This window comes from Rhodosalinus sp. (assembly GCF_046542825.1).
In the GTDB taxonomy this organism is placed as follows: domain Bacteria; phylum Pseudomonadota; class Alphaproteobacteria; order Rhodobacterales; family Rhodobacteraceae; genus Rhodosalinus.
Map to the genome: position 1 here is coordinate 1 of NZ_JBKHAQ010000191.1, position 2,538 is coordinate 2,538.

Sequence of the window (2,538 nt, forward strand, 5' to 3'; positions counted from 1 at the left end):
CCCGGCTCGGCCCCGACGCCTTCGCCTACATCGCCGTCGCCCGCCCGAAGCCCGGCCCGCCCGGTGCGGCGCTCTCGATGCGCCTGCTCGAGGCCGCCTGATCCTCATCCCCCATCCCGGAGACCCCAATGCCCTATCCCGAGAACACCCCTACGCCCGATGACCTGCCGGGCCTCAGCCCGCAGGAGATCGCCGCGCTGCCCGTCGAACTGCTGGCCATCCTCCAGCGCGAGATCGACGAGCGCCTGAAACGCGACAAGGCCGCAAAGACCCGGCTCGATGCCGCGCTGACGGTCCGTTACGCCACCCGCGCCGCCGAAGAGCGGCAGGCGCAAGCCAAGGATACCGGCACGGTCCGGTTCGACGACGGCGATTTCGCCGTGGTCGCCGACCTGCCGAAACGCGTCGAGTGGGACCAGTCCCGGCTCGCGGCCATGGTCGAGCGGATCCGCGCGGCCGGGGACGACCCGGCCGAGTATGTCGACATCGCCTTCAAGGTGCCCGAGCGCAAATACGCGGCCTGGCCGGATGCGATCCGCCAGGGCTTCGAGCCGGCGCGGACCGTGAAGACCGGCGCGCTGAAGGTCGAGATCCGGCCGCAGGGGGATGGGCAATGACCTCCCTCGCTCCGATTTCCCCGGACACGCAGGATCTGCCCAGTCTGATCGACCGCGCCGCCACAATGCTCACGGGGGCGAAGACCGCCGCAGAGGTGCTTGAGGCGCGCGACATGGCGGGCCTCGCCTACGATGTCGCCAAACGCGCCGCTCGGCTGCAGCGCGCAAAGAACGCCCATGACGATCTCGTCGCGGCGGCGCATCGCGCGCAGGCGCATGCCCTCGAGATCGAGGCGCGTGCCAAACGCCGACTGGCGGATGAATACGATGCGGCGCAAGCACGCGGGGAGGTGGCCAAGGCTGGCCAGTATGAACGGGCAAACGTCGAGAAGACCAACGTTTGTCCGGCGACTGCTGCTGAACTTGGCCTTCGCCGCGACCAGATCCATGAGGCTCGCCAGATCCGGGACGCCGAGGCTGCAGAGCCCGGCCTCGTGCGCCGCACCCTCGATGAGCGCCTCGAACGCGGCGAGGAACCGACCCGCGCGGCCCTGCGCAAGATGGTGGTCGATGCCGCCATGCGGGGGCTGCGCGGCGGTGGAAGCGCCCGCCGTCCGGTCAATCCCCATCACCAGCCCAACCCCGCCTTCGACGCGGTCGCAGCGATCGACGGCTGCTGCACGCGCATCGCCCAGCAGTTCGATGCCCATGGCACCGAATTCATCCTGTCCGGCTACGTGGACCACGCGATGCAGGAGCGCAGCATCGCCAAGATGCGCCGCGGCCGGGACGTTCTCACCACCCTCCTGGAGGCCGCCGATGCCCGATAAACATTCCCCCGAATTCGCCGCTCATGTCTGGCAGGCTGCCGCGCAGCTTGGCCGCAGCGCCCCGCGGATCGTCGATCACATCCTGCGCGATGTTTTCCCCGAGACGACCGACGCGGCCGATGCCGAGGGTGCTGCAACCATTCTGCGCACCGGCTGCATTTCCGAGGTCAAGCGCGTGCTGCGCACCAGGCCGCAGGACGAGGCTCAGTCCGCTTTCGACGACATCGATCCGTCGTTCCGGCCCTATGTCGCGCCCCTTCAGCGCCCCTCCTACTACGTGCCGGAGCGCGAGGAAGAGGTGCCTGTTCCCGAACTGATCGCGGCCCCGCACGAGCTCGATGCCGCCCGCCGGTTCATGCGGCGCAAGGGCATGGAATGTCTCGCGGAGGCCGATCGTCTCGACGTCCTCTACGAGGCGGTCATCGCGAGGAGCGACGGCGGTGAGCCGGTCCCATCCTGGTTCCAGCGGCCCGGTGCTGGCCCGATGCCCAGCGGGGTGTCGGCATGACATCCGCGCTCCCGATCATCACCGCCGACGAGCGGCTGGCCGAGGTGCGCGGCGTTAAGGCCGCCATCTTCGGACCTCCGGGCATCGGCAAGACCACGCTCCTGCGCACGCTCAATTCGACCACCTCGCTGTTTTTCGACCTCGAGGCCGGCGATCTCGCCATCGAGGGGCTGGCAATCGACACGATCCGCCCGCGCACCTGGCGGGAATGCCGTGACTTCGCGGTGTTCATCGGCGGCCCGAACCCGGCGCTGCGCAAGGACCAGCCCTACAGCGAGGACCACTACCAGGCGATCTGCCAGAAGTACGGCGATCCGAAGGTGCTGGAGAAGTACGACACGGTCTTCATCGACTCGATCACCGTGGCGGGGCGGCTCTGCTTCCAATGGTGCAAGGGCCAGCCCGAGGCGCATTCGGACAAGACCGGCAAGCCGGACGTCCGCGGGGCCTACGGGCTGCACGGGCGAGAGATGATCGCCTGGCTCACGCATCTGCAGCATACGCGGGCGAAGAACGTGATCTTCGTCGGGATCCTCGACGAGAAACTCGACGACTTCAATCGCAAGGTCTTCGTCCCGCAGATCGACGGATCGAAGACCGGGCTCGAACTGCCCGGCATCGTCGACGAGGTGCTGACGCTCAC

The 2,538-nt window shown here is 68.4% G+C and carries 4 protein-coding genes; all 4 read left to right on the forward strand.

Going from position 1 to position 2,538, the window contains the following annotated elements; translation table 11 throughout:
- Positions 1-128: 128 nt before the first annotated feature.
- Positions 129-617, forward strand: a complete 489-nt coding sequence (locus tag ACLFOB_RS14905) for a hypothetical protein (RefSeq protein ID WP_410926604.1) — start codon at positions 129-131, stop codon at positions 615-617.
- Complete coding sequence (locus ACLFOB_RS14910) at positions 614-1,387, forward strand: hypothetical protein (protein WP_410926605.1); 774 nt, start codon at positions 614-616, stop codon at positions 1,385-1,387. Before ACLFOB_RS14905 ends, ACLFOB_RS14910 begins: the two co-directional genes overlap by 4 nt.
- Complete coding sequence (locus ACLFOB_RS14915) at positions 1,377-1,895, forward strand: hypothetical protein (RefSeq protein WP_410926606.1); 519 nt, start codon at positions 1,377-1,379, stop codon at positions 1,893-1,895. Before ACLFOB_RS14910 ends, ACLFOB_RS14915 begins: the two co-directional genes overlap by 11 nt.
- The coding region (locus ACLFOB_RS14920) for an ATP-binding protein (RefSeq protein ID WP_410926607.1) at positions 1,892-2,538 on the forward strand (647 nt) is incomplete at its 3' end. The genes ACLFOB_RS14915 and ACLFOB_RS14920, both read left to right, overlap by 4 nt.